General features: G+C 71.2%; 6 protein-coding genes and 1 pseudogene. 6 read left to right on the forward strand and 1 reads right to left on the reverse strand.

The window, feature by feature from the left end; all coding sequences use genetic code 11:
• From ppsR to dnaQ, 5 genes are all read left to right on the forward strand, one after another.
• Positions 1 to 544, forward strand: a 544-nt coding sequence (gene ppsR / locus VGB60_RS01080) for a pyruvate, phosphate dikinase/phosphoenolpyruvate synthase regulator (protein WP_331036440.1), incomplete at its 5' end; no start/stop codon positions are given.
• Positions 544 to 1,146: a Maf family protein gene (locus VGB60_RS01085; RefSeq protein ID WP_331036441.1), complete on the forward strand. Its 603-nt coding sequence runs from the start codon at positions 544 to 546 to the stop codon at positions 1,144 to 1,146. The genes ppsR and VGB60_RS01085, both read left to right, overlap by 1 nt.
• A complete protein-coding gene (locus VGB60_RS01090; RefSeq protein ID WP_331036442.1) occupies positions 1,143 to 1,940 on the forward strand; it encodes a shikimate dehydrogenase in 798 nt (265 codons plus the stop codon). Before VGB60_RS01085 ends, VGB60_RS01090 begins: the two co-directional genes overlap by 4 nt.
• Positions 1,937 to 2,578: a dephospho-CoA kinase gene (gene coaE / locus VGB60_RS01095; protein WP_331036443.1), complete on the forward strand. Its 642-nt coding sequence runs from the start codon at positions 1,937 to 1,939 to the stop codon at positions 2,576 to 2,578. Before VGB60_RS01090 ends, coaE begins: the two co-directional genes overlap by 4 nt.
• Positions 2,579 to 2,583: 5 nt before the next feature.
• Complete coding sequence (gene dnaQ / locus VGB60_RS01100) at positions 2,584 to 3,294, forward strand: DNA polymerase III subunit epsilon (RefSeq protein ID WP_331036444.1); 711 nt, start codon at positions 2,584 to 2,586, stop codon at positions 3,292 to 3,294.
• Positions 3,295 to 3,484: 190 nt separating this feature from the next.
• Here the strand turns inward: dnaQ and secB are convergent, their stop codons facing one another.
• The gene (gene secB, locus VGB60_RS01105) at positions 3,485 to 3,997 is read right to left on the reverse strand and encodes a protein-export chaperone SecB (RefSeq protein WP_331036445.1); all 513 of its coding nucleotides are present in this window, start codon (positions 3,995 to 3,997) and stop codon (positions 3,485 to 3,487) included.
• 211 nt (positions 3,998 to 4,208) lie between these two features.
• On the opposite strand from secB, the pseudogene VGB60_RS01110 reads away from it, so the two are divergent.
• Positions 4,209 to 4,469, forward strand: a pseudogene (locus VGB60_RS01110) (Tim44/TimA family putative adaptor protein); the annotation flags it as partial.

Here is a 4,469-nt window from a genome sequence, read left to right on the forward strand (position 1 = left end):
CCGCTATCTGGGCGCGGCGCTGTCGACCCGGGTGGGCGCGCAGCACGCGCTGGACACCGACTATTTCAACCGCATCGCCGCCCTAGACTTCGCCATGGCCCATGACGACGGCCAGGGCACGACGGCGCAGCTGGAGAGCGCGGACGTGGTGCTGTGCGGGGTCAGCCGGACGTCGAAGACCCCGACCTGCATCTACCTGGCCCACCGCGGCATCCGGGCGGCCAATGTGCCGCTGGTTCCGGGCCAGGAAGACGGCGAACGGCTGATGGAGCTGAAGAACCCGCTGATCGTCGGTCTGACCGTGTCGCCCGACCGGCTGGTGCAGATCCGCAAGAACCGCCTCGACGGCCTGAACGCGACGCGGGCCAGCGCCTATGTTGACCACGATTCGGTGCGGGAGGAGACGGTCAAGGCCCGGCGCGCCTTCGAACGGCGCGGGTGGCCGGTGATCGACGTCACCCGCCGCTCGGTCGAGGAGACGGCGGCGGCGATCATCAATGTGCTGAACGAACGCCGCACCCGGCGACTGGGGACGACGTGGTGATGGGAGGCTCAGAGGAGCGCCTGATCCTCGCCTCGAAGAGCGCGGCGCGGCGAGCGATGCTGACCGAAGCCGGGGTGGTGTTCGCCGTGCAGGTCGCGGATGTCGACGAGGACGCGGTCAAGGCCACGCACGATCCGGCGGACGCCGCGGGGCTGGCGGTCGAGCTGGCGCGGGTGAAGGCGCTGGCGGTGTCGCGCCACGACGCCGACGCCTGGGTGCTGGGGGCGGACCAGACCCTGAGCTTCGACGGCGGTCTGGAGTCGAAAGCGCCGAACCTCGCGGCGGCGCGGGCGCGGCTTACGGCCATGCGCGGGCGGACGCACCAGCTCCACTCCGGGGCGGCGCTGGCGCGGAACGGTCAGGTCGTGTGGTCGGGCGTGGATACGGCGACCATGCGGGTGCGGAACTTCTCGGACGCCTTCCTCGACGCCTATCTGGCGGCCGAAGGCGAGGGTCTGCTGGCCTGCGTCGGCTCCTACCGGCTGGAGGGGATGGGCGCGCAGCTGTTCGAAGGGGTTGAGGGCGACTATTTCACCGTCCTGGGCCTGCCCCTGTGGCCGGTGCTGGCCGAGCTGAGGCGGGCCGGGGTGCTGCGGTCATGACCATGGTCGCGGGGGTCGCCGGCCAGCCGATCGCCCACTCGCTGAGCCCGCTCATCCACGGCGCCTGGGTCGCCGCTGCCGGCCTGGACGCGCGCTATGACGCCTTCGCGCCGGAAGACGCCGAGGCTTTCGCCGCGCTGGTCGAGGCGGGGCGCCGCGGCGCCCTGCGCGGCCTGAACGTCACCGCTCCCTACAAGGAACAGGCGCTGGCGCTCGCCGACGAAGTCAGTGAGACCGCGCGGGGGTGCGGCTCGGCCAATCTGCTGCTGTTCGACGGCGGGTTGGTGCGGGCCGACAGCACCGACGGCGCAGGCCTGATGGCGGCGTTGGCGGAGCAGGCGCCCAGTCTGGATGTGGCCGGGCGGATCGTCGTGGTGTTGGGCGCGGGCGGCGCGGCCCGGGCGGCGGCGGCGGCGCTGAAAGCGGCGGGCGCTCGGGTCGGGGTGCTGAACCGCACCGAAGCGCGGGCGACGGCGCTGGCGGATGATCTGGGCGTGGAGGTTGCGACGGCGGACTGGCTCGGCGAGGCGGCGCTGGTGGTCAACGCCGCAACGGCGGACCCGGCGTTGGACCAGGGCCTTCTGCCGAAAGATGCGGTGCTGATGGACATGACCTACCGGCCGCTTCTGACGCCGTTTCTGGCGGCCGGGCGGGCGCGGGGGCTGACGACGGTGGACGGACTGGCCATGCTGATCGGCCAGGCGCGGCCGTCGTTCGAGGCGCTGTTCGGCGTGGCGCTGCCGGACATCGACGTGCGGACGGCGGCGCTGGCGGCGATGGGAGAGGCGGCGTGATCGTGCTCGGCCTGACCGGCTCCATCGGCATGGGCAAGTCGACCACGACGGCCATGTTCGCCGACGCCGGCGCGCTGGTCTGGAACGCCGACGATGCGGTGCACCGCCTGTACGCGTCCGACGGGGCGGCCGTGGGAAGGGTGGGCGAGGCCTTCCCCGGCGTTGTCGTGGACGGAGCCGTGGACCGGGCCCGGCTGGCGGAGGCGCTGGGCCGGGACGGCGAGGCGTTCAGGCGTCTGGAAGCCATCGTCCACCCGCTGGTGCTGAAGGGCCGGCTGGAGGATCTGGCGGCGGCGGAGGCGCGAGGGATCAGGCTGGCGGTGCTCGACATTCCCCTGCTGTTCGAGACCGGTGGCGACGCGGCGGTCGATGCGGTGGTGGTGGTGACGGCGCCGGCGGCGGTGCAGGCCGAGCGGGTGCTGGCCCGTCCCGGCATGACGCGCGAGCGGTTCCAGGCCATTCTGGCGCGGCAGCTGCCGGACGCGGAAAAGCGCCGCCGGGCTGACTTCGTCATCGACACCGGTGAGGGGCTGGAGGCGGCGCGGGCGCGGGTGGAGGAAATCGTGGGGATGGTTCTGGCCCCGGGCTGGACATCGCCCCGTCCCCGTCTTCCGCCGGCCGGCGAACCATCGCATTAAGGGCCATGGCCCGCGAAATCGTCCTCGACACCGAAACCACCGGCTTCGACCCGCGCACCGGCGACCGGATGATCGAGGTCGGCTGCATCGAGATCGAGGACCTGCTGCCGACCGGGCGGATGTTCCACCGGCTGATCCACCCCGAGCGGACGATCCCGCCCGACGCGATCCGGGTGCACGGCATCACCGACGAGAAGGTCCGCGACGCGCCGAAGTTTCCCGAGATCGTCATCGACCTTTGCGACTTCATCGGCGACGCCCCGATCATCGCCCACAACGCCCAGTTCGACCGCAACTTCATCGACCACGAGTTCGGCCGCTGCGGCCGGGCGCTGTTCCCCGAGGACCGCTGGATCGACACCCTGCAACTGGCGCAGGTCCGGTTTCCGGGCATGGCCAACTCGCTGGACGCGCTGTGCAAGCGGTTCAAGATTTCGCTGGTCGAGCGCAGCCTGCACGGCGCCCTGATCGACGCCCGCCTGCTGGCCGAGGTCTATCTGGAGCTGAAGGGCGGCAAGGAGCGGCGGCTGGACCTGTCGGCGTCGCGCGCGTCGGTCGCCGCGAGCGCGGCGCTGGCCGCGGCGGGCTATCCCCCCCGCCCCCGGGCGCTGGCCTCACGCGTGTCGGAGGCGGAGGCCGCGGCGCACCGGGCCTTCCTTCAGGCAACGCTGAAGGACCGGTCGCTGTGGGCGGGATATGGGTTGGAGGCGGGCTGAGGGGGCCAGGGCGCAATGCCTCTCCCTCCCGCTTGAGGGAGGGTGGCTGAGCCGAAGGCGAAGCCGGGTGGGAGGGGCGCGGCGATGCGAGCGCCGGTGTGCCCGTCCTGCCGAAGCGTCCCCACCCCCTCGTCGCTTTGCGACGACGACCCTCCCCCGGAGGGGGAGGGACAAGTTCAGTGGTTGGGCTTTACGCCTGCCCCTGATCCGCCGGCCCGCGCGCGATCGACTGCTGCCGCGCGACATAGATCCCCGCGAAGTCGATGGGGTCGAGCATGAAGGGCGGGTAGAAGCCGCCGTCGGAGGTCGCGCGGGCGATGATCTCGCGGGCGAAGGGGAAGAGGTAGCGCGGGCATTCGATCAGCAGCAGCGGCTCGATGTCCTGTTCGGCCACGCCGTGCAGGGCGAACAGGCCGCCGTACTGAAGCTCGACGTTGAACACCGTCATGGCGTCGGTCGAGGCCTTGATCGACAGGCGCAACTCGACCTCGAACAGGCCGTCGGGGCGGCCCTGGGCGTTCATCTCGACGCCCATGTCGATCGCCGGCTTGCCGTCAATGCGCAGCGAGTCCGGGGCGTTGGGGTTCTCGAACGACAGGTCACGAACGTATTGCGCCAGGATGCGGAAGCCGCCGCGGGGCGGGCCGCCGGTCTGCGGCTGGCCGTTTTCGAAGGCGTTGTCGGTCGGAGAAACGTCGGTCATGCGGGCGCTGTCGGGTCTGTTTACGGACGATGAGGCCGTCGTTCGGCCCCGTCTTTGAGGCGCGGGCAGTATCAGACCCCGGCCCGTGCGGCAACGTCACGCCCTCCGGGGCATTGATTGCGGGGATGCGCCGCGCGTCCAACGTCTCTATATGCGTCGTCAAGACCTCTCACCCCAAGACCAGGACACCGACTTGCCGGCTCAATTCCAGATGGTCCTTTTCGCCGCGATCGCCGCGGTGGTGCTGTTCATGCTCTACAATGTGCTGGGCAAGCGCGTCGGCCGTCAGCCGCAGGAGGACGCCAAGCTCCCCGCGCCCACGGCCAGCGAGACGCCGGTCCTGGCTCAGCGCGCGCCGCTGGACAGCATCACCATGGCGGCGATCTCCAGCCTGCGGGCGCGCGATCCCGGCTTCGATCCGAGCCGCTTCATCGAGGGGTCGCGTCAGGCTTATGAGACGATCGTTCGCGGA

This window comes from Brevundimonas sp. (genome assembly GCF_036399195.1).
GTDB lineage: Bacteria > Pseudomonadota > Alphaproteobacteria > Caulobacterales > Caulobacteraceae > Brevundimonas.